The sequence below is a fragment of the Acrocarpospora corrugata genome, assembly GCF_009687845.1.
Taxonomy (GTDB): domain Bacteria; phylum Actinomycetota; class Actinomycetes; order Streptosporangiales; family Streptosporangiaceae; genus Acrocarpospora; species Acrocarpospora corrugata.
On the sequence record NZ_BLAD01000076.1, the window covers coordinates 18,515 to 45,023 of the forward strand.

The 26,509-nt window shown below is 70.2% G+C and carries 23 protein-coding genes and 2 riboswitches; of the genes, 6 read left to right on the forward strand and 17 right to left on the reverse strand.

Annotation, left to right across the window (positions count from 1 at the left end; all coding sequences use genetic code 11):
* Positions 1 to 281 precede the first annotated feature (281 nt).
* Positions 282 to 460: riboswitch (cobalamin riboswitch) on the reverse strand.
* Positions 461 to 1,090: 630 nt separating this feature from the next.
* Genes Acor_RS30165 through Acor_RS30185 form a run of 5 tightly spaced genes read left to right on the forward strand, consistent with a single transcriptional unit; the run spans position 1,091 to position 6,633 of the window.
* The gene (locus Acor_RS30165) at positions 1,091 to 2,407 is read left to right on the forward strand and encodes a precorrin-3B synthase (RefSeq protein WP_246239324.1); all 1,317 of its coding nucleotides are present in this window, start codon (positions 1,091 to 1,093) and stop codon (positions 2,405 to 2,407) included.
* Positions 2,401 to 3,024: a precorrin-8X methylmutase gene (locus tag Acor_RS30170; RefSeq protein ID WP_218034573.1), complete on the forward strand. Its 624-nt coding sequence runs from the start codon at positions 2,401 to 2,403 to the stop codon at positions 3,022 to 3,024. The genes Acor_RS30165 and Acor_RS30170 overlap by 7 nt, the downstream gene beginning before the upstream one ends.
* A complete protein-coding gene (locus Acor_RS30175; RefSeq protein WP_246239326.1) occupies positions 3,021 to 4,823 on the forward strand; it encodes a precorrin-2 C(20)-methyltransferase in 1,803 nt (600 codons plus the stop codon). The genes Acor_RS30170 and Acor_RS30175 overlap by 4 nt, the downstream gene beginning before the upstream one ends.
* Complete coding sequence (locus Acor_RS30180; protein WP_155340162.1) at positions 4,820 to 5,563, forward strand: cobalt-precorrin-6A reductase; 744 nt, start codon at positions 4,820 to 4,822, stop codon at positions 5,561 to 5,563. Before Acor_RS30175 ends, Acor_RS30180 begins: the two co-directional genes overlap by 4 nt.
* Positions 5,560 to 6,633, forward strand: coding sequence for a cobalt-precorrin-5B (C(1))-methyltransferase (locus Acor_RS30185; protein ID WP_155340163.1), 1,074 nt, complete (start codon positions 5,560 to 5,562; stop codon positions 6,631 to 6,633). Before Acor_RS30180 ends, Acor_RS30185 begins: the two co-directional genes overlap by 4 nt.
* 311 nt (positions 6,634 to 6,944) lie before the next feature.
* Here Acor_RS30185 and Acor_RS30190 read toward each other — a convergent pair whose 3' ends face one another.
* The 15 genes from Acor_RS30190 to Acor_RS30260 form a co-directional block, all read right to left on the reverse strand.
* Positions 6,945 to 7,406, reverse strand: coding sequence for a hypothetical protein (locus tag Acor_RS30190; protein ID WP_155340164.1), 462 nt, complete (start codon positions 7,404 to 7,406; stop codon positions 6,945 to 6,947).
* Between the two features lie 110 nt (positions 7,407 to 7,516).
* Complete coding sequence (cobM, locus tag Acor_RS30195; protein WP_155340165.1) at positions 7,517 to 8,263, reverse strand: precorrin-4 C(11)-methyltransferase; 747 nt, start codon at positions 8,261 to 8,263, stop codon at positions 7,517 to 7,519.
* Positions 8,260 to 9,480: a precorrin-6y C5,15-methyltransferase (decarboxylating) subunit CbiE gene (gene cbiE / locus Acor_RS30200; protein WP_155340166.1), complete on the reverse strand. Its 1,221-nt coding sequence runs from the start codon at positions 9,478 to 9,480 to the stop codon at positions 8,260 to 8,262. The genes cobM and cbiE overlap by 4 nt, the downstream gene beginning before the upstream one ends.
* A gap of 20 nt (positions 9,481 to 9,500) precedes the next feature.
* Positions 9,501 to 9,878: a PPOX class F420-dependent oxidoreductase gene (locus tag Acor_RS30205; protein ID WP_155340167.1), complete on the reverse strand. Its 378-nt coding sequence runs from the start codon at positions 9,876 to 9,878 to the stop codon at positions 9,501 to 9,503.
* The gene (locus tag Acor_RS30210; RefSeq protein ID WP_155340168.1) at positions 9,875 to 11,284 is read right to left on the reverse strand and encodes a cobyrinic acid a,c-diamide synthase CobB; all 1,410 of its coding nucleotides are present in this window, start codon (positions 11,282 to 11,284) and stop codon (positions 9,875 to 9,877) included. The genes Acor_RS30205 and Acor_RS30210 overlap by 4 nt, the downstream gene beginning before the upstream one ends.
* Complete coding sequence (gene cobO / locus Acor_RS30215) at positions 11,278 to 11,874, reverse strand: cob(I)yrinic acid a,c-diamide adenosyltransferase (protein WP_155340169.1); 597 nt, start codon at positions 11,872 to 11,874, stop codon at positions 11,278 to 11,280. Before cobO ends, Acor_RS30210 begins: the two co-directional genes overlap by 7 nt.
* 12 nt (positions 11,875 to 11,886) lie before the next feature.
* The gene (locus tag Acor_RS30220) at positions 11,887 to 13,926 is read right to left on the reverse strand and encodes a magnesium chelatase subunit D family protein (RefSeq protein ID WP_246239328.1); all 2,040 of its coding nucleotides are present in this window, start codon (positions 13,924 to 13,926) and stop codon (positions 11,887 to 11,889) included.
* 102 nt (positions 13,927 to 14,028) lie between these two features.
* Positions 14,029 to 14,649 (reverse strand): histidine phosphatase family protein, encoded by a 621-nt coding sequence (locus Acor_RS30225; protein WP_246239330.1) that lies wholly within the window; start codon positions 14,647 to 14,649, stop codon positions 14,029 to 14,031.
* 2 nt (positions 14,650 to 14,651) lie between these two features.
* Positions 14,652 to 15,371, reverse strand: coding sequence for a CbtA family protein (locus Acor_RS30230; RefSeq protein ID WP_155340171.1), 720 nt, complete (start codon positions 15,369 to 15,371; stop codon positions 14,652 to 14,654).
* The gene (locus Acor_RS30235; RefSeq protein ID WP_170317135.1) at positions 15,371 to 15,565 is read right to left on the reverse strand and encodes a CbtB domain-containing protein; all 195 of its coding nucleotides are present in this window, start codon (positions 15,563 to 15,565) and stop codon (positions 15,371 to 15,373) included. Before Acor_RS30235 ends, Acor_RS30230 begins: the two co-directional genes overlap by 1 nt.
* Positions 15,566 to 15,596: 31 nt before the next feature.
* Positions 15,597 to 15,711: riboswitch (cobalamin riboswitch) on the reverse strand.
* Between the two features lie 24 nt (positions 15,712 to 15,735).
* Positions 15,736 to 17,253, reverse strand: coding sequence for a depupylase/deamidase Dop (gene dop, locus Acor_RS30240; RefSeq protein WP_155340173.1), 1,518 nt, complete (start codon positions 17,251 to 17,253; stop codon positions 15,736 to 15,738).
* 91 nt (positions 17,254 to 17,344) lie between these two features.
* Entirely contained in the window at positions 17,345 to 18,505 is a 1,161-nt protein-coding gene (locus tag Acor_RS30245; RefSeq protein WP_246239332.1) for an acyltransferase family protein, read from the reverse strand.
* A 170-nt stretch (positions 18,506 to 18,675) separates the two neighbouring features.
* Positions 18,676 to 20,151, reverse strand: coding sequence for an RCC1 domain-containing protein (locus Acor_RS30250; RefSeq protein WP_155340174.1), 1,476 nt, complete (start codon positions 20,149 to 20,151; stop codon positions 18,676 to 18,678).
* Between the two features lie 149 nt (positions 20,152 to 20,300).
* A complete protein-coding gene (arc, locus tag Acor_RS30255) occupies positions 20,301 to 22,073 on the reverse strand; it encodes a proteasome ATPase (protein ID WP_218034574.1) in 1,773 nt (590 codons plus the stop codon).
* Positions 22,074 to 22,269: 196 nt separating this feature from the next.
* The gene (locus tag Acor_RS30260) at positions 22,270 to 23,133 is read right to left on the reverse strand and encodes a tRNA (adenine-N1)-methyltransferase (RefSeq protein WP_155340176.1); all 864 of its coding nucleotides are present in this window, start codon (positions 23,131 to 23,133) and stop codon (positions 22,270 to 22,272) included.
* 108 nt (positions 23,134 to 23,241) lie between these two features.
* Between Acor_RS30260 and Acor_RS30265 the strand changes: the two genes are divergently transcribed.
* On the forward strand, positions 23,242 to 24,351 hold the full coding sequence (locus Acor_RS30265) for a GNAT family N-acetyltransferase (RefSeq protein WP_155340177.1): 1,110 nt from the start codon (positions 23,242 to 23,244) through the stop codon (positions 24,349 to 24,351).
* On the opposite strand, the gene Acor_RS30270 is transcribed toward Acor_RS30265, so the two are convergent.
* Both Acor_RS30270 and Acor_RS30275 read right to left on the reverse strand, forming a co-directional pair.
* A complete protein-coding gene (locus Acor_RS30270; protein WP_155340178.1) occupies positions 24,326 to 25,543 on the reverse strand; it encodes an aminotransferase class III-fold pyridoxal phosphate-dependent enzyme in 1,218 nt (405 codons plus the stop codon). The two genes, Acor_RS30265 and Acor_RS30270, sit on opposite strands and share 26 nt — an antisense overlap.
* Positions 25,544 to 25,555: 12 nt before the next feature.
* Positions 25,556 to 26,467: a carbohydrate kinase family protein gene (locus Acor_RS30275; RefSeq protein WP_155340179.1), complete on the reverse strand. Its 912-nt coding sequence runs from the start codon at positions 26,465 to 26,467 to the stop codon at positions 25,556 to 25,558.
* Positions 26,468 to 26,509 lie beyond the last annotated feature (42 nt).

Genomic DNA, 26,509 nt, shown 5'->3' on the forward strand with positions numbered 1-26,509 from the left:
TTCGGCGTCGGGAGCCTGCTCGCCGCCGAGGACGACTACCGGGACCGGTCCGGCCAGGAGGAGGTCCAGGCCTTCCTCCCAGGCGCGGCGGCCACCGAGGAGGCGTACCACGACGAGGTCGGCGCCGTCGAGCTGGGCGGGAAGGTCGTCCGGTCGTAACCGGGCGGGGTTCGCGAGGCGGTAGCCGGCGCCGCTGGCACGGGCGCTGAGCAGGTCGGTGTCGGACGTGGACAGCAGAACGATCACGCGAAGGCCCTCCCTCGGGGTCCGCGCCCCGGGTCGTCGAAAGTCACGACGACGCGAGTGTCCTGGCTCCCGGATCGACGCTCCCCCCGGCCTTCCCTGTGACAGTGGCCATGGTGGGGGTCGCTCCCCGGTGACAGTGGCGGGACCGCGCCGGATTCACACCGGCTTCCTCGTACGCCGTCGCCAGGAGGAGCGTATGCCAACACCTCCTTCTTGGACAGTCAGCCCCAATCCACACCAACCGGTCAAGCCCACAGTCGAGGGGACAGTCGTGTAGCCGGGGTGCGACGGCGACCCGTCGTTCGGCTCCACCAGGGCCCTGGCGGGTCGGCGTACGGGCCAGACGGCGAGGTTCATGTCCGTGCCCGTCGTTCGGCTCCGTCAGAGCCCTGGTGCGTCGATGTACCGGTGACGGCGAAGTTCATGTCCGTGCCCCTCGCTCGCCTCCGACAGGGCCCCGGTGCGTCGGCGCACCGGTGACGGCGAGGTTCAGGCGGTGTCGTCGCTTGGCTCCACCAGCGCCTTGGTGCGAGGCGTGTCGACGCGACAACGGCGCGCTATGGGGCGCTATCAGCGGCTCACACCCGAGAGCGGCGGCCAGCAGCAACTCGCACCCAAAAGCGTAGCCATCAACGGCACACGCACGACAGCAGCGGCCATCGGCGGCACACTCCTGACAGCAGCGGCACACGCCCGAGGGCGAGGGTCGTCAGCGGCACACGTCCGAGAGTGGCGAGATCAGCAGATAGGGCACCCTGGGGAGCAAAGTTCTCGGACAGGCTCTACGATCCAGGGCGTGGCCATTGCCGGACATATTGGGATTTCGACGCGAAGGGTCGCAGACGTGGATCCCATCCGTACGGGACCGGATGCCTGTCCCGGAACCCTGCAACTCCACCAGGCGGCCGACGGCCCGCTGGCCCGCGTACGCGTCCCCGGCGGCGAACTCCCCGTCGCCGCCCTCCGCGCCCTGGCCACAGACCTCGGCGACGGCTCGATCGAACTGACCTCCCGGGCGAACATCCAGGTACGCGCCCTCCGCGACCCCACCGCGTTCGCCACCCGGATCGCCGCCGCCGGACTGCTCCCCTCCCCCACGCACGAACGCGTCCGCAACATCCTCGCCTCCCCCCTGACCGGCCTCGGCCCCCACGGCACCCTCGACATCCGCCCTCTCCTCACCGCCCTGGACCACGGCCTCTGCGCCCACGCGCCCCTGGCAGCCCTCCCCGGCCGCTTCCTCTTCGCCCTCGACGACGGCACCGGCGACGTGGCCGCCCTCGGCGCCGACGTCACCGCACTCCCGGTCCCCGGCTCCATCGCGATCCTGCTCGCCGGCATCGACCACGGCTTCCGCTGCTCCGCCGAGTCGGCCGTCCAGCTGATGCTGGCCGCCGCGGAGTGCTTCCTCGCCGAAAGAACCGCCCAGAACAGCCAGGCCTGGCGACTGGCCGAACTCCAGGACGGCCCGGCCCGGATAGCCGCGAGACTGGCCTCGAACCAAACTTCGGCACCGGAGGTCGACCCAAGCCCCGGCGATAGAAACTCGCCTGAAACGGCTGGCCCGCCGCCCGTGGGGGTCGTATCGCTGCGTGATGGGACCTACGCGATCGGAGTGGCCGTTCCGCTGGGGCGGTTGTCGGCCGGGCAGGTGGAGGCGCTCGCTCGGGTGGCCGGACCCGGTGGGGTCGTGCGGTTGACGCCCTGGCGTGGGGTGGTCGTGGTCGGGTTGTCGGCGGAGGCTGTGGCCGCCGCCGAGGTCACGCTGGGGAACGCTGGGCTGGTCAGTGATCCTCGGTCGCCCTGGGTTGGGATCACGGCGTGTACGGGGCGGCCGGGTTGTGCGAAGTCGCTGACGGATGTGCGGGCGGATGCGCGAGCGTCGGTGGCGGGGGCCAGCGAGTTGAGGCCGGTGTCGTGGGCCGTCGGCCGGGTCGGAGCCGATCCGGATCGCCAGCCTGAGGGCCGAGTTGAGCAGGCCGGGGGGTCTAGGCCGGTGCATTGGGCGGGGTGTGAGCGGCGGTGCGGGCGGCCTCGGGGTGAGGTGGTGGATGTGGTGGCGGTTCCGGAGGGCTATCGGGTGGAGTTTGAGGGCGTTAGCCGTACATATCGGGAGTTGGATGCGGTGGTCGGGGATGTGCGGAGCAGGAGGCTTTGGTGAGTTACGTCCGGGATGGGGCGGAGATCTATCGGCGGTCGTTCGCCGCTATTCGCGCGGAGGCGGAGTTGGGCGGGCTGCCGGAGGATGTGGCTCGGGTGGCGGTCCGGATGATCCATGCCTGCGGGATGGTGGATCTGGTTGGGGATCTGGCCTGGTCAGCTGGGGTGGTCGCGGCGGCGGGGGCAGCGTTGCGGGGTGGGGCGCCGGTGTTGTGTGACGCGCAGATGGTGGCGTCGGGGGTGACCAGGAAGCGGCTTCCCGCGGCGAATGACGTGGTCTGCACGCTGGGTGACGCGCGGGTGCCCAGGTTGGCGGAGCGGCTGGGGACGACCAGGAGCGCGGCGGCGCTGGAGTTGTGGCGAGAGCGGCTGGAAGGGTCTGTGGTCGCGATCGGGAACGCTCCGACCGCGCTGTTCCGGCTGCTGGAAATGATCGACGAGGGCGCCGGACGACCTGCGGCGGTTCTCGGGGTACCGGTGGGTTTCATCGGTGCGGCGGAATCGAAGGACGCGCTCGCCGCCCGCGACGACCTGGAGTTCCTGGTGGTACGGGGACGCAGGGGCGGCAGCGCCATGACTGCCGCCGCGATCAACGCGATCGCGAGCGACGAAGAATGAACGAGGACGATGTGAAAGACGTGACCCTGCACGCCCAGGCCCCCGGGAGCCAGCCCGAGGAGACAGCCGAGACGGGGCGGCTCCACAACACAGGGTTCGAGCCCGACAATCCGGAACCAACGATGGCCAACAGAGGCCACAACGCCGAGCTTGGATCCGACGACCCAGAACCGGTGACAGCCAAGGTGGGGCCGCCCCATAACACAGGGTTTGACCCAGGCAATCCGGAACCAACGACGGCCAAAACTGGCCGCAGCGCGGGACTTGGGGTCGGCAGCACGGAACCAGTGAGGGCTGAGGTGGGGCGGCTCTACGGGGTTGGGCTTGGGCCTGGGGATCCGGAATTGGTGACGGTGAAGGCCGCGCGGCTTATTGGGGCGGCGGGGGTGATTGCGTATCACAGTGCGCGGCATGGGCGGAGTATTGCGCGGTCAGTGGCAGCGCCTTATTTGCGTGGGGATCAGGTTGAGGAAGCGCTTGTCTATCCGGTGACGACGGAGACGACAGATCATCCGGGGGGTTATCAGGGGGCGCTTGACGATTTTTATGCGGCGTGTGCGGTCCGGCTGGCGGGGCATTTGGACGCGGGGCGGGATGTGGTCGTGTTGTGTGAGGGCGATCCGATGTTCTATGGGTCGTACATGCATTTGCACAAGCGGCTGGCGCATCGGTATGAGACCGAGGTCGTGCCGGGGGTGACGTCGGTTAGTGGGGCGGCTGCGGTGTTGGGACGGCCGTTGGTTGAGCGGAATGAGACATTGACGGTTCTGCCGGGGACGCTGCCGGCGGAGGTGCTTGCGGGGCATATCGGGGCGGCTGATTCGGTGGCGGTTCTGAAGCTGGGGCGTACGTTCGAGAAGGTGCGGGACGCTTTCGCGGCGGCGGGGAAATTGGACGAAGCGTGGTATGTGGAGCGGGCCACGGCGGCGGGTGAAAGGATCGCGCCTTTGGCGGATGTGGATCCGGCCTCGGTGCCCTATTTCTCGCTGGCGCTTTTGCCGAGTCCGGTGCATGAGGCGGCCGTTGTAGCGGAGAGAACGGTCTCGTCGCCGGGGACGGGTGCGGTGGCCGTGGTCGGGCTGGGGCCGGCCGGGCGGCCGTGGCTGACGCCGGAGGCGTGGGACGCGCTGATGTCGGCCGATGAATTGGTCGGGTATGGGCCTTATCTGGATCGGGTGCCGCCCAATCCGCGGCAGAAGCGGCATGCCACCGACAATCGTGTCGAGGCCGAGCGGGCGGCGCACGCGCTGGAGCTGGCGTTGTCGGGGTCGCGGGTGGCAGTAGTTTCGTCAGGTGATCCTGGGGTTTTCGCGATGGCGAGCGCGGTGCTGGAAGTGGCCTGTGAGGATCGGTTCGCGGAGGTTTCGGTCCGGGTGGTTCCGGGGCTGACGGCGGCGCATGCGGTGGCGGCTCGGGTGGGCGCGCCTCTTGGGCATGATTACTGTGTACTTTCGCTGTCGGATCAGCTCAAGCCGTGGGATGTCGTGGCGGATCGGATAAGCGCGGCTGCTCGGGCGGATCTGGTGCTGGCCATCTACAATCCGGCCTCTCGTACCCGGACCTGGCAGGTAGCGGCGGCACGTGATCTGCTGCTGGAGCACCGAGCCCCCGAGACTCCGGTGATCATCGGCCGTTCGGTGGGGTCGCCCGGGGAGTCGGTTCGCGTGACCACGCTGGCCGAACTGGATCCCGCCGAGGTCGACATGCGCTGTCTGCTGATCATCGGTTCGTCGACCACCCGGGTCATGGCCCGTGAGCAGGGGAATGTCGTGTTCACGCCGCGCCGCTACCCGGCATGACTCCCCGGCTGCTGATCATTGGGGGCACGGACGAGGCCAGGCGGCTCGCGGCGGCCGTACATGGGCGGATCGACGTGATCTCGTCGCTGGCGGGTCGGGTCAACGACCCGCGGCTGCCGGTCGGCGAGGTCAGGATCGGGGGGTTCGGGGGGCCTGACGGGCTCGTCGCCTGGCTACGGGAGACGGGCGTGACTGTGGTCGTGGACGCGTCTCATCCGTTCGCGGCGCGAATGACCGGTTCTGCCGTGGCGGCGGCGGAACGTACCGGGGTTCCGCTGCTGGTGCTGCGCAGGCCCGGCTGGACCGCCGGAACCGGGGACGACTGGCGGTGGACGGCGACGCTGGCGGAGGCCGCCGAACGGCTCCCGGGGATCGGCTCTCGCGCTTTCCTCACCACCGGCCGCCGCAGCCTGTCCGCTTTCGCCCATCTTGATGAGGTGTGGTTTCTCGCGCGATCGGTCGACACGCCGGAACCTCCGTTTCCACGCCAGATGGAAGTGCTGCTCAGCCGGGGGCCGTACACGCTCGAAGGCGAGCTGGCCCTGCTGCGCGGCCATCGCGTCGACGTGGTCGTCACCAAGGACAGCGGCGGCGCGATGACCTCCGCCAAGCTCGCCGCCGCCCGCGAGCTGGGCCTCCCGGTCGTCGTGGTACGGCGTCCGCCCGCGCCCCCCGGCATCCGCACGGCGAGCACGGTCGGCGAGGCCGTGACCTGGCTCGACGACATACTCACGCGATGAGCGGCCTCCGATACGGCTGGACGACCGGCGCGTGCGCGACCGCCGCGACCACGGCCGCCTACACGGCTCTCCTCACCGGCGATTTCCCCGACCCGGTCGAGATCACCCTGCCCAAGGACAAACGCCCCTCGTTCGCGCTGGCTCGTGAGGCGCTCGGCGACGGCTGGGCGATGGCCGCGATCGTCAAGGACGCCGGCGACGACCCGGACGTGACCCACGGCGCCCTCATCACGGCCGCCATCCGGCCTGGTGCCCCCGGCTCGGGCGTGACATTCCAGGCCGGACCGGGCGTCGGCACCGTGACCAAACCCGGCCTGCCCCTCCCGGTCGGCGAACCCGCGATCAACCCGGTCCCCCGCCGCATGATGACCGAGCACGTCGCTGAGGTCGCCGCCCGCCACGGCGGAACCGGCGACGTCATAGTGGAAATATCCGTAGAAGGCGGCGAGGATCTCGCCCGTAAAACGTGGAATCCCCGGCTGGGCATCCTCGGCGGCCTCTCCATCCTCGGCACCACCGGCGTCGTCGTCCCCTACTCCTGCTCCGCCTGGATCGACAGCATCCGCCGCGGCATCGACGTCGCCCGCGCCGCCGGCCACACCCACGTCGCCGCCTGCACCGGCAGCACCTCGGAACAGGTCGCCACCGCCCTGTACGGCCTGCCCGACGACGCCCTCCTCGACATGGGCGACTTCGCGGGCGCTGTCCTGAAATATCTCCGACGGCACCCCATCCCCCACCTGACCATCGTCGGCGGCATCGGCAAGCTCTCCAAACTCGCCGACGGCCACCTCGACCTGCACTCCGCCCGATCGCAGGTCAACCCCGCCCTGCTGGCCGTCCTCGCCCTGGAGGCGGGCGCGACCCCGGCCCTCGCGGCCCAGGTCGAATCCGCCAACACCGCCCTGCACGCCCTCCGCCTGTGCCAGGACGCGGACATCGCCCTCGGCGACCTCATCGCCACCCGAGCCCGGACCAGCGCCCTGAACGTCCTCACCGGTTCACCCGTGTCCGTCGACGTGGTCGTCATCGACCGTTCGGGCACCATCGTCGGCCGCGCATCCGGCTGACCTGCGAAAAACCTTGAACGTCGTGCAGATCTGATACCAGGTACCCGCGCTGATCTCTCTGACCAGCGCTTGTGCCGAGGAAGGCTGCGGTCCCCCCGCGCGGGTCAGGTGCCCGGCCATTCGATGGAAATCCTCTGACCTGCAATTCGGCCGGTCGAGCCGTAAACGGGCTGGACTCCTGCGGCAAGATCAACGGCAGCGGCTACTGCGGCCCGGGGCAGGTGCGACGACATTCGCCAAACTCTGGCGCCTAAGGCGCAACCACCCGCCGGTCGCTTTCGAAGTGTGCGGCGGGTCTTGTTTGCAATGCGTCAGAATTTGTAGCCCGGGTCGATGCGGACTCGGTCGCTGGAGGCGCAGCAGTAGCGCAGGCCGCCCCAGGAGCCGTTGACCTTGTTCGACCTGAGCGTGTACCGCGTGCCCTTCGGGCGGCGGAAGTAGGCGTTCGCGTAGATCTCGTCGGTGTCGCCGTCGTCCTCGTTGAGGACTTCCTCGTAGAGCTTGAACCTGTAACTCGTCTTGGTCGTGTAGACGGTGAATTCGACGTCGTCGGAAAAGGTGTCGGAACCCATGAGCTTGAAGGCTCTCAGCTCGTCGCCGGCACTTCTCTGCTGGCAGACCAAGGTGACCGTCGCGTTGTTCTGGGCGTCCCCGGCGCTGATGGCCAGCCGGCAACCGGCGCTGTCGGCGTTCGCCTGAGCGGCCGGGACGACCGCCAGCGGTAAGGCCGCCAGCATCGCCAGCCCTCCGATCCAAATCTTTCTGGTAACCACTTGACACACTCCTTGTGCCCCCTGGGGAATCAATCGATTCCATCAAGCCATCGGAGGGCGGGGAGCGGACAGTGCCAGTAGCCGACGAGAAATCCGGTGAAGTGGTCTTGTCATGAGGGCCGGGAGCGGACCGCGGAATACAGGTGACTGTCGGGGAAGGTGGACGCGCTCAGCGCTCGGCCGACGATGATGACGGCCGTTCGGGTGATGCCCGACGCGTGGACTTTTGCGGCGATGTCGGTCAGGGTGCCGCGGAGCACCGTCTCGTTCGCGCGGCTGGCCCAGGCGACCACGGCCGCGGGGCAGTCGGCGCCGTATTCGGGGATCAGGTCGGTGACGACGGCGTCGATGCGCTGGACGGCGAGGTGGAGGACCATGGTGGCGCGGCTGCGGCTCAGGGTGGGGAGGTCCTCGCGGTCGGGCATGGGGGTCGCGCGCAGCGCCGTACGGGTGAGGACGATCGTCTGGGCGACCCCGGGGACGGTCAGTTCGCGCCGGAGTGTGGCGGCCGCGGCGGCGAACGCGGGGACGCCGGGGACGACCTCGTAGGGGACGCCAGCGGCGTCGAGGCGGCGCATCTGCTCGGCCATCGCGCTGAACACGGACGGGTCGCCGGAGTGCAGGCGGGCGACGTCGTGCCCGGCCCGGTGGGCGGCGAGCAGTTCGGCCATGATCTCGTCGAGGTTCAGCTGGGCGGTGTCGATCAGCCGGGCGCCGGGCGGGCAGCTGGCGAGGAGTTCGGCGGGGACCAGGGAGCCCGCGTACAGGCAGACGGGGAGGGTTTCGAGCAGGCGCAGGCCGCGCACGGTGATGAGGTCGGGGGCGCCTGGGCCCGCGCCGATGAAGTGGATCGTCATCGTGGCAGGTCCTCGGAGGGTTTGGTCACTGACCAGATGGAGACGGGCAGCTGGGGACGCCAGGTGGTGAAGTCGCCGATGGGGGCGGCCCGGTTGATGGCCAGGCGGAAGAGGTCGCCGCCGAGATGGCCGTACCACGCGGTGAGGATGGCCTCGGATTCGAGGGTGACCGCGTTGGCGACCAGGCGGCCGCCGGGGCGGAGGGCGGCCCAGCAGTGCTGGAGCAGGCCGGGGGCGGTCAGGCCGCCGCCGATGAAGACGGTGCTGGGCGGGGCCGACAGGCCGCGGAGGATGTCGGGAGCGGAGCCGGTGAGGACGCGGAGGCCGGGGGTGCCGAGGTTCTGGGCGTTCTTGGTGATTCTGGCTGCGCGGACGGGGTCGTGTTCGACGGCGACGGCCGTGCCGGTGGGGTGGGCGCGGAGCCATTCGATGGCGATGCTGCCCGCGCCGGCGCCGATGTCCCAGAGCAGGCCGTCGGTGCCGAGCAGGCCGAGGGTGACGGCGCGGACTTCGCGTTTGGTGAGCTGGCCGTCGTGTTCGAACGCGTCGTCGGGCAGGCCGGCGACTCTCGGGAGGGCCGTCGTGCCGGGTGAGGCGACGCATTCGATGGCCACGATGTTCAGCGGGTCGGGGGAATCGCCCCAAATCGCCCAACCGGCGGCGGTGGTGCGGCGGATGTTCTCCCCGCGCGCGCCGAGGAGTTCGAGGACGGTGAACGTGCTCTCGCCGTAGCCACGGTCGACGAGGAGGGCGGCGACGACGCCGGGGTCGGTCGCGCCGAGCACCAGGAGGCGTTCCCCCGGGCGCAGGGCCGCGTTGATGGTGCTGATCGGGCGGCCGACCAGGCTGATCACGTGGGTGTGCTCGACCGGCCAGCCCAGCCGGGCGCAGGCCAGCGACACCGAGGACGGCGACGGCAGCACCCGGACGTTCTCGGCGCCGAGCAGCCTGATCAGGGTCGAGCCGATGCCGTGGAACATCGGGTCGCCGCTGGCGACCACGCAGACCCGCCGATCCCGGTACGCCTCGATCAGCCCGGGCAGCGCCGGCAGCAGCGGGGACGGCCAGGCGACCCGTTCCGCGCCGGTCGCCACCAGGGCGAGCTGGCGGGCGCTGCCCATCAGCACCTCGGCGCTCTCGATCTCGCGCCGGGCCGAGGGCGAAAGCCCGTCCCAGCCGTCGGCGCCGATCCCGACGACGACCACGGGACTATCCATGATGGTTCACGCTCGGAGCGCTACGCATGGGGGAGGTTCCCCAGGATCCGGGTCACCTCGATCTCGATGACCACCCGCCGGGGGTTCGGCCGGGGCTGCCGGTAGCGGGCGGCGTAGCGGGATTCTGCGTCGGCGATCGAGGCGGGGTCGTCGCGGATGACGGCGCGGCCTTCCAGCGTGGACCAGCGGCGGCCGTCCACCTGGCAGACCGCGACCGGCGCTCCCGCCGGCCCGGCGGCGCGGACGTGCTCGGCCTTGCGTGAGCCGCCGCTGGTGATGACCCTGGCGGTGGACCCGTCCAGGGTCACGCCGACGGGGACGACGTGCGGGGTTCCGTCGGGGCGGATGGTGGTGAGGGTGCAGAGATGCCGTTCCTTCCAGAATGCCTCGAAGGTCATCGACACGCCTCCACGAATCGTCGCGCCAGCACCGGGCTGCCCGCCCAGTGCAGGTGCAGGTAGGACGCCAGCACCCCACCGGAAGCGTATCCGTCGGCACCGTCATTCCAGCGCCAGAGCGGATTCGCGGGCGGCGTGCAGGCCGTGCGGTGGAACTCGTGCCCGCGATACCGCTCCCCCGCCCGCGTCAGCACCGAGTCCCGTACGGCTACCGCGTCCCGATACCCCAGAGTCAGCCGTCCGGTCATTTCCGCCTTGGCGTCGATGATCGAGCACATGGGGTGTCCGTCGAGTTCGGCGCTCAGATAGAGCAGACCGGCGCATTCGGCGACGATCGCCCCGCCGTTCGCGGCGAATTCGGCGACCTTGGCGCGCATGGGCTGATTCGCCGAGAGCTCTTCCGCGTATATTTCGGGAAATCCGCCGGGGAGGAGTATTCCCCGGGTGCCGGGCGGGAGGTCCTCGTCGTGGACCGGGTCGAAGGTCACCACTTCGGCGCCCGCCGCGACCAGGAGTTCGGCCTGCTCCGCGTAGCCGAACGTGAAGGCGGCTCCCCCGGCGATGGCGACCACCGGACGGGGTCCGGCCGCGGTCAGGGGTTCCGGGCCCGCCGCGCTCGACGGGCCCGGCGGGCTCAACTCATTCGACAGACCCGACGTGCCCGACAGACCCGACGGGCTCCACGCGCTCCATGGGCTCGCGGACAAGGGCGCGGCCTGGTCGGCGGCGGCGATCAGGGCGGGGATGTCGCAGGTCGACTCGGTCAGCGTCGCGAGTGTGGCGATGGCCCGGCGGGCTTCGGCGTGACGTTCGGCGACGGGGACCAACCCTAGGTGGCGGGACGGCGTGGCCGCGTCGGAGGTCCGGGGAATCGCCCCCAGGACCGGGATCCCGGTGGATTCCAGGGATTCGCGGCAGACCTGCTCGTGGCGCGGGGAACCCACACGGTTGAGGATGATTCCGGCCAGGCGGACGCGGGTGTCGTACGACGCGAACCCGTGCACGAGAGCGGCCACCGACTGGCCCTGGCCGGTGGCGTCCACGACGAGGACGACGGGCGCTTCGAGGAGGCGGGCGACGTGCGCCGTACTCGCGAAGTCGGCGGTGCCGCGCATGCCGTCGTACAGGCCCATGACGCCCTCGATGACGGCGATGTCGGCGCCCTCGGAGCCGTGCAGGAAGAGGGGTGCGACGAGGTCTTCCGAGGTGAGCCAGGGGTCCAGGTTGCGGCCGGGGCGGCCGGTGGCGAGGGCGTGGTAGCCGGGGTCGATGTAGTCGGGGCCGACCTTGTGCGGGGAGACGGTCAGCCCGCGCCGGACCAGCGCGGCCATCAGGCCGGTGGCGATGGTCGTCTTGCCCGCCCCGGAGGCGGGGGCGGCGATGACCAGCCGGGGCATCCTCACCATTCGATGCCCTTCTGGCCCTTCTGCCCGGCGTCCATCGGGTGCTTGACCTTGGTCATCTCGGTGACCAGGTCGGCCTGGGCGAGCAGGTCGGGGTGTGCGTCCCGGCCGGTGATGACGACGTGCTGCGCGCCGGGGCGGGCGGCGAGGGTCGCGGTCACGTCCTCGATGTCGAGCCAGCCCCATTTGATCGGGTAGGTGAACTCGTCGAGGACGAGCATCCGGTAGGTCTCCCGGGCGAGGTCGCGTTTGATCTGCTCCCAGCCTTCGCGGGCGTCGGCGGCGTGGTCGTCCTCGGTGCCCGCCTTCTTGATCCAGGACCAGCCTTCGCCCATTTTGTGCCAGGTCACCGGTGGCCCGAGCTCGCCGAGGGCGCGCAGGGCGGCCTCCTCGCCGATCCGCCATTTCGCTGATTTCACGAACTGGAAGACGCCGATCGGCCAGCCCTGGTTCCAGGCGCGCAGCGCCAGCCCGAACGCGGCGGTCGATTTGCCCTTGCCCGGGCCGGTGTGCACGATCAGCAGCGGGCGGTTGCGGCGCTGCCGGGTGGTCAGGCCGTCCGCCGGCACGTGTTCGGGTTTGCCCTGTGGCATGTCGGATCTCCTCTAGGCCGCGGTCCGGGTGGCTCGGACCATCCGCGCCAGGCCGCCTTCGGCGAGTTCGTCCAGGCGGACGGCGAGCGCGCCGATCCGGCCGGCCAGGCTGGTGGCGAGGCCGAGCCTGATCGGGCCCGATTCGCAGTCGACCACGACGGTGGGCACGGCGGTGAGCAGGGTGGCGGCCCGGCCGGGGTCGGGGCCGAAGGTGGCGCGGCCGTCGGTGACGATGACGAGCAGCGCGCGGCGGGCCGGGTCGCGCAGGTGTTCCACCCGGAGCACGTCCGCCGCCTTCAGCAGGCCGGCGGCGAGCGGCGTCCGGCCGCCGGTGCGCAGGTCGCGCATCCTGGCCGCGCCCGCCTCCACTGAGGACGTCGGCGGCAGGACCAGTTCGGCGTTCTCGCCGCGGAAGGTGACCAGGCCGACCTTGTCCCTGCGCTGGTACGCGTCGAGGAGCAGGCTGAGCACGGCCGCCTTGACCGCGCCCATCCGCTTCCGGGCGGCCATCGAGCCGCTGGCGTCCACGGCGAACAGCACGAGGTTGCCCTCGCGCCCTTCGCGGACGGCTTCCCGCAGATCGGACTTCTCGATCCGGATCCCGGGTCCGTCCGCGCCGCGCGCCCGCTGGTGGGGGGCCGCCGCCCGGAGCGTCGCCATCAGGTGCACGGCCGCGATCCGCCCGTCGGGCAGGCGTGAGCCCGAGGTCCGGCCCTGCGGCGTGCGGCCCCGCGACCGCCGTCCCGGCACGCCGCCGCCGACCCCGGGAACGGTGAACAGCCTGGTCCGATAGGGCGCGCCCGCCTGCGCGAAAGCCACTCCCGGGGCGGTGTCACCTATGCCGGTTCCAGCCGCATCCGCCGGGTCCTGTGAAGCCGAACCCCGCGGGTCCTGCTTAGCCGGATCCCTCAGGTTCTGCTGAGCTGGATCCTCCAGGTCCTGCCGAGCCGACTCGGAGTTGCCCGGCGCGCCGGATTCCGCGGGCGCCCCCTCCGGGTCCAGGTCGGGACCGGCGTCGGCGCTGCCCTCGGGCCCCTCCTCGCGCGGAATCTCGTGTTCTTCGGGCTCGTCGTCCGGCCCGTCGTCGAAATCGGCCAAGAGCTCGTCGAGTCTGGCTTCGTCCAGGCCAGGCGCGTCGAAGGGATCCCGCCGCCGCCGATGCGGCAGGGCGAGCCGGGCCGCCGCCCGCACATCCCCTGAACCCACCCGGGTACGCCCCTGCCAGGCGGCATGCGCCATCGCCGCGTGCGCGGTGACGATGTCCGCCCGCATCCCGTCCACCTCGAACCCGGCGCAAACCGTCGCGATCTGCTTCAGCGCCCCGTCCGGCAACGTCACCCCGGGCAGCAACGCCCGCGCCTCCGCGATCCGCCGCGCCAGCTGGCTCTCCTCCTCGGCCCAGCGCGCCGCGAACCCGTCCGGATCGAGCTCGTAGGCGAGCCGCCGCCGGACGACCTCCGCCCGCTCCGCCGGATCCCGCGAGGCCCGCGCCGTCACGGTCAGCCCGAACCGATCGAGCAGCTGCGGCCGCAGCTCCCCCTCTTCCGGATTCATCGTCCCGGAGAGTAAGAATCGGGCCGCGTGCCGCACCGAAACGCCTTCCCGCTCCACGTAGCACGTCCCGAGCGCGGCGGCGTCCAGCAGCAGATCGACGAGATGGTCGTGCAGCAGATTGACCTCGTCCACGTACAGAATGCCGCGATGCGCCGCCGCCAGCAGCCCCGGCTCGAACGCCTTCACCCCTTCGGTCAGCGCCCGCTCAAGATCGAGCGACCCCGCCAGCCGGTCCTCGGACGCGCCCACCGGCAACTCGACCAGCCGGGCGGGCCGTACCGACCCGCCCCCCGAATGCGGCCCGTCGGGGCAGAACGGGTCGGGAGCCGCCGGATCACAGGAGAACCTGCACCCCTCCGCCACCGCGACCGGCGGCAGCAGCGCGGCCAGAGCCCGCACGATGGTCGACTTGGCGGTGCCCTTCTCGCCCCGGACCAGGACCCCGCCCACCCGCGGCGACACCGCGTTGAGCACCAGCGCCAACTTCAGATCCGCCAAGCCAACAACCGCACTAAACGGATATGTCACCGCGAATACGCCCTTTTCTCAAGAACCGAAATCCTGTCCGACTCGCCGGGAATCCGCACGTCATCCCCGTTATCACCCAAAAGTGTTCGCCGAAATTCCCGGAGAATCCCCAGGAATCTCCCCGAGCCCCCGCGACACTCCCAACAAAGGTCCCCATTGCGGTAACCGGAGGTTCCAGCGCCCGGCGAATCCGGTCAATTCGACTCCGCTCAACGGCGGGACATCCACCCGCCGGTACGCGGCCGCCGGCAGGCCCAGCGCCGACACCAGCACCGCCCGCACCACCGCCGGATGCGTGACCGCCACCAGCCGCCCGGGCGGGAGCGAACCCAGCCACTCCCCCATCCGCGCGATCAGCCCGGCCACGGACTCACCCCCATGCGGCGCCGCGCCAGGCTCGGTCAGCCAGGCCCGTACGCCGTCGGGATCCTCCGCCGCCACCTCGGCCAGCGCCCGCCCCCGCCAGCGCCCATGATCGCAGTCACGCAGCCCGGGATCGGCGACCGCGGCCAGACCCAGCCACCGCGCCGTGCCCAGGCAACGCTCCTCGGGCCCGGCCCGCCCCTCCGCCCTGACGACGTCCCCGCCCTCCAGGGGCTCAAGCACGTCGCCGGGCGACGGGAAGACGGCGGCCCGGACGGCCGCCGTCCTGCCATGCGCGACCACGGTCACCCGCGCCGCCCGCGAGGCCACGATCAGACCGGTACGGCCTGCGGCACTCCGGCCACCCGCTCAGCCCGATACCAGAGGAACGCGTACGAAACCCCCAGCACCCCCCAGAGCACAACCTGGGTACCAAGCGACGAAACCCGGAAATTCCACAACAGATCCGCCGGGAACCCTTCGGGCACCTCCGACACCGTCGGCAGCAACCCCCAGGCCGCCCCGACCGGGACGAGGAACCCCAACCCGGCGGCGAGCCACCGGACAGGCCCGCCGTTGACCTCGAAGAGCCGATACGCCACCGCGGCGGCGGCCACGGCGAGCAGCCCGATCAGGACCAGGACCAGATACAGCGAGGTCCGCGACCCGATCGTCGCCGGATCCCCCACCGCAGGCGGATTAGCCGGATATTTCACGAACGGCACCAGGACCACGCCGACGAACCCGGCCGCCGCCAGGGCGACCGACAGCGCCGTCCCCGACCGGGGCCCGGTACGTCCCCGTACCAGCGCGAACGCGAGCCCGAACAACCCGCCCAGCGCGGCGCCGTACAAGGCGGTGGCGAGGAACAGGCCCCCCACCTGGCCGCCCCTGCTGACCAGGGGAGCTTCGGTGTGGGTGTGCGCGGCGGCCTCTTCGAGGGCGATCGCGCTGTCGATGTGCGGCTCGCCGAAGAGGAACGCGAAAGCGCCCGCGGCGAGTCCTGCGATGATTCCGGCGAGCAGGCCCCGGACGAACAGTGTGCGGATCATCAGTGGCACGGAACGCCGAGCAGGTGACGCCCGTCATGCATGAGTTCGTGCAGGTAGTCGCCCGCCTGCGAGATCGCCCCCTGGTCGAAGGTGACGAGATAGGCCACGAGTAACAGAACGGGCACGGCAAGCGCCCACCAGGCCAGGTTGCGAAGGGGAATGGGCTGGACATGCGGGGCTGAGAGCTGGCTCACGCCACGGTCCTCCTCCGGGATTGCGCGTCCCTGTCGTCGGTCTGTGGCGGGTGGTGACCTGGCTCCCCTCATCGGGAGGGTTACAGTGGCGCGACCGCACCGGAGTTACACCGGATTTCCCTCACGCCGCCACAATTCACCGGGAACGTATCCCCGAACGGACAAACCCGTCAACTTTCGCCGGTCAGCGCCGCCACCAGGTCGGCCGCGGTGCGGCACCGGTCGAGCAGGTCGCCCACGTGCGCCTTGGTGCCGCGCAGCGGTTCCAGGGTCGGCACTCGCTGCAGGGACTCCCGGCCGGGGATGTCGAAGATCACCGAATCCCAGGAGGCGGCGGCCACCGACTCGCTGTACTGCCGCAGGCAGCGCCCGCGGAAGTAGGCCCGGGTGTCGGTCGGCGGGGTCTCGATGGCCCGTTCGACGTCGTCCTCGGTGACCAGGCGCTGCATCCGGCCGCGGGCCACCAGCCGGTTGTACAGGCCGCGATCCGGGCGGATGTCGGCGTATTGGAGGTCGACCAGCCCGAGGCGGGGGTGCGACCACGGCAGGTTGTCGCGGGTCCGGTAGCCTTCCAGGAGTTCCAGCTTGGCCACCCAGTCGAGCTCGCGGGACAGCTGCATCGGGTCCTCGGCCAGCCGGGTCAGCACCGACTCCCAGCGGTTCAGCACGTCCTTGGTCATGTCGTCCAGGCCCGCGCCGTACCGGTCCTCGACATACTTGCGGGCCTGCTCCAGGTACTCCATCTGGAGCTGGACGGCCGTCATCTTGCGGCCGTTCCGCAGCGTGATCTCGTACTTGCAGGTCGGGTCGTGCGAGACCGCCCGCAGCGCGGCCACCGGGGACTCCACCGACAGGTCGCCGGTCAGGAAGCCGTCCTCGATCATGGCCAGGACCAGGGCCGTGGAGCCCAGCTTGAGGTAGGTGGAGATCTCCGACATGTTGGCGTCGCCGATGATGACGTGCAGCCGCCGGTACTTCTCCGGGTCCGCGTGCGGCTCGTCCCGGGTGTTGATGATCGGCCGCTTCAGCGTCGTCTCCAGGCCGACCTCGACCTCGAAGAAGTCGGCGCGCTGGCTGATCTGGAAGCCGTCGCCGCGGGAGTCCTGGCCGATGCCGACCTTGCCCGCGCCGCAGACGACCTGGCGGGAGACGAAGAACGGGGTCAGATGCCGGACGATGTCCGCGAACGGGGTGGCCCGCCGCATCAGGTAGTTCTCGTGGCAGCCGTAGGAGGCGCCCTTGCTGTCGGTGTTGTTCTTGTAGAGCTGGATGGGCGCGTTGCCGGGCATGCCGGAGGCCCGCACGGCGGCGTCGTGCATGACGCGCTCGCCGGCCTTGTCCCAGATGACCGCCGCCCGGGGGTTGGTGCACTCGGGCGTCGAATACTCCGGATGGGCGTGGTCGACGTAGAGCCGCGCCCCGTTCGTGAGGATCACGTTGGCCAGGCCCAGGTCCTCGTCGGTCAGCTGACTGGAGTCAGCCACCTCCCTGGCCAGGTCGAACCCCCGCGCGTCGCGCAGCGGGTTCTCCTCCTCGAAGTCCCACCGGGCCCGCCTGGCGCGCGCGGCCGACGCCGCGAGGTACGCGTTGACGACCTGAGAAGAGGTCACCATCGCGTTCGCCCCCGGCTGACCGGGCACGGCGATGCCGTACTCGGTCTCGATGCCCATCACCCGCCGTACCGTCATGCGCACCCCATGGCCGTCGTTCCGCCGTTTATATCCCGAGCCTAGCCCCTCTTCTATGCCCGGTTACCCGACAGTTACGGCAGAGAGCCGACTATTCGTTTCGTATGGGTCTCCGGCCACCGAGAATCCGGCGCAGCAATCGCTGGCCAGGACGGTCGATCAGCTTGTAAACGAGATAAGCGAGCACGATTGAAGCTGCCATGGTGAGTCCGGTCAGCAGCCACGGGTTCAGCGTGTCGCGGAGGCCGGGAATGATGACCGCCGACACATTCTGGTGGAGCAGGTAGAGCGGGTACGTGAGGGCGCCGACCGTGGTGAGCGGCGCCCACTTGATCCAGCTCAGCCAGCCGAGGGCGACCGCGGCCATCAGCAGGAAGATCAGGGTGATGGCCACGATGACGGCCTCGGGCGGGGCCGGGAAGCGCTTGAGCCCGATCGCGTCCACCCGGCTCTGTACGCGCTCCAGAGCGGAGTACACCGCGAAGGCGTACCCAACCAGGACGAAGCCCCAGCGGGTCACCGAGGGGCCCACACGGTGGATCAGGTAGAACGCCATGCCGGCCACGAAGTACGGCGCCTGCCTGGGCATGACGATCTCGGTCAGCAGGTCGTTCTGGAGGTACTCGGCGGCGACCACCAGGACCAGCCAGACCCACATGAAGGCCATGGCCCGCCGCAGGTTGATGCCGATGACGACGATGATCGAGATCAGGAAGTAGAACTTCAGCTCGACCCAGAGCGACCAGAACACCCCGCCCGCGTGCAGGACGCCGAAGGCCTCCTGGAACATGGAGAGGTTGATCAGGTAGTGGATCGGGTGGAGGTCGCCCTTGAAGCCGGTGACGTCGGTGTAGTTGTACAGGACGTACAGGGCGGCGACGGTGAACCAGTAGGCCGGGTAGAGGCGGGAGATCCGGGAGACCGCGAACTTGCCGATGCTGCGCCCCCAGGCGCTCATCAGGATCACGAAGCCGCTGATCAGGAAGAACAGCTCGACGCCGAGGATGCCGAGGGTGGTGACCCGGTTGACCGGGGCGAAGACCTCGGTCGGGTATTCGCCCCAGAGGGACCTGCTGGCGGCCATGTAGTGGAACGCCATCACCGCGAAGGCGGCGATGAAGCGTAAGAGATCCAGTTCGACGAGTCTGGACCCTCCCCGGGCCGGCGGCTCGTCGCGGATCCGGGCCGGCGCGGGCGGCGGTGGCGGGGGGGCCGGGCGGCGGCGACGCCTCCTGGTCGGAACCGAGGTCACCAGCGAACCCCCAACTCAAACACCACGTTCCCCCGTAATCCCCGTCACTCAAATCGCACTAGAACGCCCAAGTATCACGCAAGGAGTGCGCTGCGGGCCACCGAAGCGGGCCGGGAAATGCGGTGAACCTCTCGGCCCGGCCGGGGGGCGCGAGCCGAGAGGCCGAGGGGCTACCGGCCTCGCGGCGGGACCGGGAGCACCATTTCGAGCTCGTAGAACGCCTCGGGGCCCGGCCCCGCGCCCGTGCCCACGACGGTGATCTCCCAGAGGCCCTCGCGGGGGCCTGGCTGCCTGGTCAGGGTCATGACCGAGGTGCCGCCGGCGAGCACGGCGGGCGGATTGAACGTCGCCGTCACCCCGGTGGGCACGCCGATCGCGGCCAGCGTGATCGGCTGGTTGTGGCCGTTGACGGCCTGGGTGGTGACGGTGGCGGTGACCGTGTTGTTGAGCCGCATCACGCCGGAGCCGGACAGCAGGGAGAGCCGGTAGGCGGGGATCGGCTGGGGCGCGCGGAGCACCATCGCGTGACTCGAAAGCGGTCCCGACACGACCCGGACGGCGTTGGACACCCCGGCCACCCGGACCGGAGTGTCCGACTCGGCCGCCTCGGTGCCGTCGCCGAGCTGCCCGTCGCCGTTGGCGCCGAGCGCGCGCACGCTCCCGTCGTCGAGGACGGCGTAGGCGTTCCTATAGCCCGCGCCGATCTGCACGACGCCCTCCTTGATCAGCAGGGTGCTGGCCTGCCGTTTCGGGGCTCCCGGGCCGAGTTCCCCGGCGAAGTTCAGGCCCCAGCCCCGGAACGAACCGTCGGAGTACAGCGCCAGGGTGAACCTCTCGCCGTCGGCGACGGCCGTGACGTTGTCGGGGCCGGACACGGCGATCGGAGCGGGCCTGGTCTGGGGGGCCGGTCCGTTGGAGATCAGGCCCCACTGGTAGACGCTGCCGTCGAACTTGAGCGCCGTGCTGCGGTAACGTCCGGCCGAGAGCTGCTCGACGTTGGTCAGCGAGACCACCCGGCTGGGCCGGTCCACGACCTCGCTGACCTGGCCCTGGCCCGCCTCGCCCCGGCTGTTCGTCCCCCAGGCGTAGACGTTGCCGTTCGCGTCCAGGGCGAGGGCGTGGTTGGCGCCCGCCTCGATCCGGGTCAGCGCCTGCGTCCCGGCCAGCAGCGCCGGGGTGGACCGGGAGCCGCCGGCGTCGCCCTGGCCGAGCTCGCCGTTCTCGTTGACGCCCCAGGACCAGGCGCGCCCGTCGGCGCGGACCGCGTAACTGCTGTGGATGCCGGCCGCCACGTCCACGACCCCGGTCACGCCCGCGACTTGGGCGGGGGTGGCGCGCGAGGTCTCCGTGTCGTCGCCGAGCTGGCCGAACGCGTTCTTACCCCACGTCCACACCGTCCCGTCGGCCGCCAGCGCGACCGTGTGGTTCGCGCCCGTGGCGATGTCGGTGAAGGTCATGCCGCCGGCCGTGACGACCGGCGGGTTGACGATGGAGGGGCCAGGTCCGGCCTCTCCGTTGAGGTTCTCTCCCCAGCCCATGACGGTGCGGGCCACGGGCGCCGCGTCCGCCGGGCTCATCGGCCCGGCCGCCGCCACCGCCAGGACGGCCAGCAGTGGCCATCTGATACTTGACCTGGATAAAGCCATCGATTTCTCCATTCGTGAGGCCTCGATGACTCTAGGTGTCCGGGTGCGGGACAGACAGATCCACTGCCCCTCGTGATCAGGCCGTATGTGGTCCTGGCACGCGCGAAGGCGGCGCGCCCCCGAGGGTGCGCGCCGCCTTGGTAGTCCCGTTACAGGTACTGGCCCGTGTTCGCGACCGTGTCGATCGAGCGGCCGGCTTCGGTGCCCTGCTTGCCCTGCACCAGCGTGCGGATGTAGACGATCCGTTCGCCCTTCTTGCCCGAGATGCGAGCCCAGTCGTCCGGGTTCGTGGTGTTCGGCAAGTCCTCGTTCTCACGGAACTCGTCGACACACGCGGCCATCAGGTGCTGGATGCGCAGGCCCTTCTGCCCGGTCTCCAGGAACTGCTTGATCGCCATCTTCTTGCCCCGGTCCACGATGTTCTGGATCATGGCGCCGGAGTTGAAGTCCTTGAAGTACAGGACTTCCTTGTCTCCGTTGGCGTAGGTCACCTCAAGGAAGCGGTTCTCCTCGATCTCGGTGTACATACGCTCGACCACGCGCTGGATCATCTCCGCGATGGTGCCCTCCCGGCTGCCGCCGTGCTCGGCGAGATCCTCGCCGTGCAGCGGGAGCTCCGAGATGAGGTACTTCGAGAAGATGTCCTTCGCCGCCTCGGCGTCCGGCCGCTCGATCTTGATCTTGACGTCCAGGCGGCCGGGCCGCAGGATCGCCGGGTCGATCATGTCCTCGCGGTTGGAGGCGCCGATGACGATGACGTTCTCCAGGCCCTCGACGCCGTCGATCTCCGACAGCAGCTGGGGCACGATGGTGTTCTCGACGTCGGATGAGACGCCGGAACCACGGGTCCGGAAGATCGAGTCCATCTCGTCGAAGAACACGATCACCGGGGTGCCCTCGGAGGCCTTCTCCCGAGCCCGCTGGAAGACCAGGCGGATGTGCCGCTCGGTCTCGCCGACGTACTTGTTGAGAAGTTCGGGGCCCTTGATGTTGAGGAAGAAGCTCTTGCCGGACTGGCCGGTCTTCTCCGCGACCTGCTTGGCCAGGGAGTTGGCGACTGCCTTGGCGATGAGCGTCTTGCCGCAGCCGGGCGGGCCGTACAGCAGCACGCCCTTCGGCGGACGGAGCTTGTGCTCCCTGAACAGGTCGGCGTGCAGGTAGGGCAACTCGATCGCGTCCCTGATCTGCTCGATCTGCCCGCGCAGACCGCCGATCTCGTCGTAGGAGATGTCGGGGACCTCTTCGAGGACCAGTTCCTCCACCTCGGACTTCGGGATCCGCTCGTAGACGTAACCCGAACGCGGTTCGAGTAGCAGCGAGTCGCCCGACCTGATCGGCTGATCCAGCAGCGATTCGGCCAGTTTGACCACGCGCTCCTCGTCGGCGTGCGAGATCACCAGGGCGCGCTGACCGTCCTCAAGAAGCTCCTTGAGCATGACGATCTCGCCGACGTCCTCGAAGCCCAGGGCCTCGACCACGTTGAGCGCCTCGTTGAGCATGACCTCCTGGCCACGCTTGAGCGAGTCGACGTCCACGGCGGGGCTGACGTTCACCCGTAGCTTGCGCCCGCCGGTGAACACCTCGATCGTGCCGTCTTCCCTGGCCTCAAGGAACACGCCGAAGCCGGACGGCGGCTGGGCCAGCCGGTCGACCTCCTCCTTGAGGGCCACTATCTGGTCCCTGGCCTCCTTGAGGGTGGAGACCAGGCGTTCGTTCTGGCTGGTGAGGGCGGCCACCTGGGCCTGCACGTCGTGAAGCCGTTCTTCGAGAACCCTGGCCTGCCGGGGGGACTCGGCGAGTTTACGACGCAGCGCGGTGATCTCCTCCTGAAGGAAGGAGACCTGAGTTGTGAGGTCAGTGACCTCCCGTTCGCGCTGCGCGGCCCGAGCCTCAGCGTCATCGCGAGCTGCCACGCCCGTCACCTCCTTCCATTCGAGGAAAGACTACTCAAGTCACTACCAATCTGACGGCTCTAAAAAACGTAGCCGACTGGTGTTCGTCTCGTTACGTTGAGTGCTTGGTGATTGGTGCCTTTTGGGACGGTTTATAAGCCTGAGCACATGGAACACAGGGTTTGTTCCCCATGTCACGCCTCTTTGCCCGTTCGCCGCTAAATCGTCACTGACCTTCGGTTCCCTCCCCGTACGCGCCCTTGGACGGGCGCCTGCGTCGCGGCGGCGCTGTGACACCGTCCGCCATGCGGCGGGCGGTGACGAGGAACCCGGTGTGGCCGACCATCCGATGATCGGGCCGGACCGCGAGCCCTTCGACATGCCAGTCGCGAACCAAGGTCTCCCACGCGTGAGGCTCGGTGAAACTCCCGTGCTCCCTGATGGTCTCCACGGTCTTGGACAACTGCGTCGTTGTGGCGACATAACAGCAGATAACACCACCCGGGGTGAGGGCCTTGGCGGACGCGTCGACGCACTCCCAGGGCGCGAGCATGTCCAGGATGATCCGGTCCACGTCGGTCTCGTCCAGCGCCTCGACGAAGTCGCCGACGACCAGGCGCCACTGCTTCATCTCGCCGCCGTAGAACTTCTCCACGTTCCTGGTGGCGACCTCGGCGAAGTCGGCGCGCCGCTCGTACGACGTCAGGGTGCCCTCCGCGCCCACCGCGCGGAGCAGGAAGCAGCTGAGCGCGCCGGAGCCGACCCCGGCCTCGACCACCTTCGCGCCGGGGAAGATGTCGGCCATGGCGACGATCTGCCCGCAGTCCTTAGGATAGATCACGGCCGCGCCGCGCGGCATGGACAGGGTGTAGTCCTGGAGCAGGTGGCGGAACGCCAGGTACTGGGTGCCGCCCGAGGAGCGGACCACCGAACCCTCAGGCTGCCCGATCAGGTCGGTATGCGGGATCCATCCCTTGTGCGTGTGGAAGACCCCGTCCTCCTTGAGCGTCAGCGTGTGCCGCTTGTTCTTGGGGTCGGTGAGCTGAACCTGATCCCCGGCCTGGAACGGGCCGTGCCTGCGAAAACCCATGAGCGCAAGGCTATCTGCGTTCGACTGGTACGGCTCCTGCGTACAAACCGCCCATGGAGGCTCTAAATCGACTCGCCGAATGGCCCAGGCCCTGGTAGCAAGGGGGTCATGCTCCCCCGTGAAACCATCCACGCCGGCCCGGTCGACCTCCGCCCGCCCGTGGACGCCGACCTGGACGCCATCACCCGCGCCTGCGCCGATCCGGAGATCGCCCGGTTCATCCCGCCCGTCCCGGTGCCGTACACCCGGGCGGACGCCCTGTACTGGAAGAACAGGGCGGCCGCGGAGAGCTGGGCGGCCGGCGGCGGCGACTTCGTGATGGCCGACCCGGCCACCGGCGAGCCGCAGGGCGTGGTCGGGGTGAAGCCGCCGGACCGGTTCGGCAACGTGGAGGTCGGCTACTGGGTCGCGCCGTGGGCCCGCGGCAAGGGCGTCGCCACCGCGGCCGTGCGGGCGATCACGGACTGGCGTTTCGCTCTCGGCGCAGCGCGGATGGACCTGCTGGCCGACATCGAGAACCTCGGCTCCCAGAAGGTGGCGATGGCCGCCGGGTACATCCGGGAGGGCGTCCGGCGCGGGGCCGGGACCCATCGGGACGGCTCGCGCTGCGATCTGGTGGCCTTCGCCCGGCTGGCGACCGACTCCGGCGAGCCGATCCTGCCCTATCTGCCGGACTTTCCCGGCGGGGAGCTCACCGACGGCGTGGTCCGACTGGTACGGCTCGGGCCCGCCGACGTCGACGAGTATCACCGGATGATGGGCGACCCCGAGGTCATGGCCCACCACGTGCCCCCCGGCCGCCCTGAGTACGCCGACACGGCGCTGCGCTGCCGCAACGCGGGTTATCGCTGGCTGGCGGCGGAACAGGCCGAGATCGCGATCAGGGACGCCGCCACGGGCGTCTTCGTGGGCGACGTTCAACTCTCGAACGTGATCCCCCCGCTCGGCGAGGCGATGACCGGCTACAGCCTGCTACCCGAATACCGAGGGCGCGGCTACGTGACCCGCGCGGTCCGCCTGCTGGTGGATTGGACCTTCGCCAGCACCCGGATCCACCGCGTGATCGCCGGGACGACTCCGACGAACACCGCGTCGCACCGCGTGCTGGAGCGGGCCGGTTTCACCCGGGAGGGCCTGGCCAAGGAGCTGCTGCCCGGCCCGGACGGCACCCGGCTGGACGACCTGCGCTGGGTCAGGCTGCGCCGAACTCCGTCCTGAGCTTGCCGAACGCGGCGTCGGTGCGGAGCAGCGCCCGGTCGATCTCGTCGTCGGTGTGCGCCGTGGACAGGAACCAGTTGTGCCACGGGTGCAGATAGACGCCCTCGGCCAGGCAGTGGCCCGCCCAGGCGATCCCCTGGGCGAGGGTCTCGTCGCCCGCGAAGGACAGCCACGGGATCTGCGCGGGCCCGGTCTGGTTGACCACGAAGCCGTGCGCCGACGCCTGGGCCGCCAGCCCCGCCCGGAGGCGCTCTCCCGCGCGTTCCATCAGAGCGACGCCGCCGGTGTCCCTGAGGAGCTCCAGAGTGGCCTTGGCGGCGGCCATGGCGCTCGCGGAGAACCAGAACGAGCCGGTCGAGTACAGAGTCTGGGCCGGGCCGCGCAACGCCTCCACGCCCGTCACGGCCGCGACAGGGTGCCCGTTGGCCATCGCCTTGCTCCAGGCCGACAGGTCCGGCCGGACGCCGAACCCCTCCCAGGACCCGCGCAGGTCCAGCCGCCACCCGGCCCGCACCTCGTCGATCACCAGCGCGGCCCCGATCCGGTCGGCCAGCGCGCGCACGCCCCTGGCGAACTCGGCCTCGGCGAACTCCTGGTCCTCGAAGGAGTCGTGCTTGAACGGGGTGACCAGGATCGCGGCCACGTCCCCCGCCGCGGCGGCGGCCTCGGCGCTGGCCAGATCGTTGTACGCGAACTCCACGTTGTCGGCCCGCTGGTTGGGCGTCACCCCCGACAGTCCAGGCGTGCACCACGGATCGGCCCCGTGGTAGGCGCCGTGCGCCACCAGCACCCTGGTACGGCCGGTGGCCGCCCGCGCCACCATCAGCGCCTGCGTGGTCGCGTCGGTGCCGTTCTTCGAGAACATCGCCCAGTCAGCCGCCGGAATCGTCTCCACCAGCAGCTCGGCCAGCTCCACCATGATCGGCCCCGGCCCGTTCAGGCAGTCGCCCCGCGCCTGCTGCGCCGCGGCGGCGGCCTCCACGACCGGATTCCGGTGCCCCACGATCATCGGCCCCCAGCTGCACATCAGGTCGATGTACTCCCGGCCGTCCACGTCCCACTGCCGCGCGCCCTGCGCGCGCGCGAAGAACTGGGGATACCTCTCGCCGTGCAGCGCCGCGTTGAGGTGCCCGTACATGCCGCCGGGAATGACCTTGGCGGCCCGCGCCCGCAGCTCAGCGTCAACCGACATGAAGATCCTCTCCTAGTGGGACAGCAGTTCGTGGGCGTTTTCGAGGCCGGCGTCGGAGCCGAGGCCGCCGGCGACGCGGGCGGCGACGGCGGTGCCGAGCTCGGCGGCGGCGACCGGGGTGCGGCCGTCCAGGAGGCCGGCGATGAAGCCGGCGCAGTAGGCGTCGCCGCAGCCGGTGGTGTCGACGACCAGGACGTCGAGGGCGGGGACGTGGGTGGCGCCCGCGCCGGTGGCGACCAGGCTGCCGGCCGCGCCCAGGGTGATCAGGGCGCCGGTCAGGCCCTCGGCGAGGAGCGCCGCGGCCGCCTCCTCGGCGGTGGCGGCGCCGGTGATCATGAGGGCCTGTTCCTCGTTGGGGAGGAAGTAGTCGAGGTGCGGGAGGAAGACCTTCGCGGCCGGCATCAGCTCCGGCATGTTGGACAGCAGGTCCATGGTGACGATCGTGCCACCCGCGCGCGCCTGGTCGAGTAACGCGAAGAAGGCGGGGTCGTGCAGGCCCCAGCTGGCGTCCATGCCGCCCAGGTGGACCACCTTCGCGCCCAGTACCTGGGCCGGGTCGATGTCGGCCAGGGCGAAGCCGAGGTTGGCGCCGGGGACGTGGAAGGACGGGCGGCCGCCGTCGGGACGGATCGGCAGGATCGACGCGGCGGTCTGTTCGCCGGACTTTCGCACCACACCCGACACATCCACGCCGTGTCTGGCCATAATCATGAGAAGGAAGTCGCCGAGTTCGTCGTCGCCGACCGCTCCCGCGGAGGCGACGGGGACGCCGAGCCTGGCGAGATCGACCGCCGTGCCCGCGGCGGCCCCGGCGGCCGTGATCCGGACCTGCTCCACCAGATGCGTGTCCTGGCCGGCCGGGATGGATTCCACCGGGCGCGCCAGCACGTCCACGATATGGACGCCCAGGGTGACGACGGTCATACCCTGGATAATAGACGGGCGTCCGACTAAAACGTCAACAGC

What these genes read in the sequence shown, in the direction of transcription:
- Acor_RS30175 (WP_246239326.1), top strand. Translation starts at nt 3,021, where the DNA reads ATGAACGAGGACGATGTGAAAGACGTGACCCTGCACGCCCAGGCCCCC.
- Acor_RS30180 (WP_155340162.1), top strand. Translation starts at nt 4,820, where the DNA reads ATGACTCCCCGGCTGCTGATCATTGGGGGCACGGACGAGGCCAGGCGG.
- Acor_RS30185 (WP_155340163.1), top strand. Translation starts at nt 5,560, where the DNA reads ATGAGCGGCCTCCGATACGGCTGGACGACCGGCGCGTGCGCGACCGCC.
- cobM (WP_155340165.1), bottom strand. Translation starts at nt 8,263, where the DNA reads ATGACGATCCACTTCATCGGCGCGGGCCCAGGCGCCCCCGACCTCATC.
- cbiE (WP_155340166.1), bottom strand. Translation starts at nt 9,480, where the DNA reads ATGGATAGTCCCGTGGTCGTCGTCGGGATCGGCGCCGACGGCTGGGAC.
- Acor_RS30205 (WP_155340167.1), bottom strand. Translation starts at nt 9,878, where the DNA reads ATGACCTTCGAGGCATTCTGGAAGGAACGGCATCTCTGCACCCTCACC.
- Acor_RS30210 (WP_155340168.1), bottom strand. Translation starts at nt 11,284, where the DNA reads ATGGTGAGGATGCCCCGGCTGGTCATCGCCGCCCCCGCCTCCGGGGCG.
- cobO (WP_155340169.1), bottom strand. Translation starts at nt 11,874, where the DNA reads ATGCCACAGGGCAAACCCGAACACGTGCCGGCGGACGGCCTGACCACC.
- Acor_RS30230 (WP_155340171.1), bottom strand. Translation starts at nt 15,371, where the DNA reads ATGATCCGCACACTGTTCGTCCGGGGCCTGCTCGCCGGAATCATCGCA.
- dop (WP_155340173.1), bottom strand. Translation starts at nt 17,253, where the DNA reads ATGACGGTACGGCGGGTGATGGGCATCGAGACCGAGTACGGCATCGCC.
- Acor_RS30250 (WP_155340174.1), bottom strand. Translation starts at nt 20,151, where the DNA reads ATGGCTTTATCCAGGTCAAGTATCAGATGGCCACTGCTGGCCGTCCTG.
- Acor_RS30260 (WP_155340176.1), bottom strand. Translation starts at nt 23,133, where the DNA reads ATGGGTTTTCGCAGGCACGGCCCGTTCCAGGCCGGGGATCAGGTTCAG.
- Acor_RS30265 (WP_155340177.1), top strand. Translation starts at nt 23,242, where the DNA reads ATGCTCCCCCGTGAAACCATCCACGCCGGCCCGGTCGACCTCCGCCCG.
- Acor_RS30270 (WP_155340178.1), bottom strand. Translation starts at nt 25,543, where the DNA reads ATGTCGGTTGACGCTGAGCTGCGGGCGCGGGCCGCCAAGGTCATTCCC.
- Acor_RS30275 (WP_155340179.1), bottom strand. Translation starts at nt 26,467, where the DNA reads ATGACCGTCGTCACCCTGGGCGTCCATATCGTGGACGTGCTGGCGCGC.